The 1456-nt window shown below is 66.7% G+C and carries 1 protein-coding gene; it reads left to right on the top strand.

The genetic code is table 11. The features are described from left to right. Positions 1-112 precede the first annotated feature (112 nt). A complete protein-coding gene (locus AB0D12_RS41320; protein ID WP_362695258.1) occupies positions 113-1177 on the top strand; it encodes a transposase in 1065 nt (354 codons plus the stop codon). Positions 1178-1456: the final 279 nt, after the last annotated feature.

Genomic DNA, 1456 nt, shown 5'->3' with positions numbered 1-1456 from the left:
GCCCTCGAAGGAGGCGCCAACGTGGCATGATCACCCCAGCCGAGTTCTGTATGTGAGGTCGTACGCAGCTCTGGATCTGAGGTCGTACGCGGACAAGCGGTACGGTCGGAAGGTGGAGATCGGCAAGCTGCCGGGCGGGAAGGCGGCGGTGACCGAGCGGGCCGAGCAGACCGGCCGGGACGGGCAGAAGATCCTTGCCGCTGCCTGGGCCGCGTCCGCCCCGCCTCACCTGCGGCTGCTGCCGCAGGTAGAGATCCTCCGTCAGGTGTGGGTCCATCACTACTACTGGGATGCGCGCGCACGCCTGTGCTGGCGAGACGGTCATGCCCTGCCACCCGCCTCGCTGCGGTTCGACTCCCCGTATGACACCGATGCGCACTACTGCGTCAAACGGGACACCGCCTGGAGCGGCTACCGCGTCCATCTGACCGAGTCCTGCGACGAAGAGCGCCCCGAGCTGGTGGTCCACGTGGCCACGACACTCTCCACCGTGCAAGACGTACAGATGACCGCGACTATCCATGACGCCCTCGCCGAGCGGGAGTTGCTGCCGTGTGAGCACGTCGTCGATGCCGGCTACGTCACCCCGGCGCACATCGAGCGAGCCCAGCGAGTACACGGAATCACCCTGCTCGGCCCCGTAGTCCCCGACAACAGCCGCCAGGCCAAGGCCGGTTCGGGCTTCGCGAAATCGGCCTTCCCCGTCGATTGGGACCGCCACCAGGCCGCCTGCCCCCAGGGAGCGGTCAGCCGGGAGTGGAGACCCCTGCGGATCAGTGGGCACGACTACATCCAGGTCAAGTTCGCCAAGTCCGACTGCTTGGCCTGCCCGGTCCGCCCACAGTGCACCACCTCCGCCACCCGGCCAAGAGCCCTCGCCCTGCTGCCCACACGCGAACTCCACGAGATCCAGATGCGCAACCGCCTCGACCAGACCACCGCAGAGTGGCAGCACCGCTACGCGATCCGGGCTGGTATCGAAGCCACCCTCTCGCAGAACGTCCGCGCCCACGGCCTGCGCCGCTCCCGCTACCGCGGCCTGACGAAAACCCACGTCCAGCACATGTTAACCGCACTGGCCTGCAACGTCGCCCGCATCTCCGACTGGATCAACACCCCACCGACAACCCACCGCCGGTCAAGTCACTTCCGCGCTCTGTGCACCGCCGCCGCATGACCCCATCAACATCACCAACAGAGTCATGCCGTTGCGTTATGGGTTTGCGGGTTGAGGTCGTGTGATGCGGATGGCTTGGGCGCCGGTGTGGGCGGGTTGGGGCCAGGCATGGTGTGAGGTGATCCCCGTGGCGTGGGCACACCTGATAATGGATCTTGATGGTCCAGGAAGGTGTAGATCCACATGGCACGGCCCTCGAAGTACAGTCCGGAGTTCCGGTCCGACGCGATCGTGTTGTGGCGGGCCTCGGCGGGCAGGCGGACGTTCAAGGACGTCGCG

Source organism: Streptomyces sp. NPDC048479 (assembly GCF_040651435.1).
Taxonomy (GTDB): Bacteria; Actinomycetota; Actinomycetes; order Streptomycetales; family Streptomycetaceae; genus Streptomyces.
Note: the sequence above shows the minus strand (reverse complement) of the source record. Positions and strands in the feature narration are given on the sequence as shown.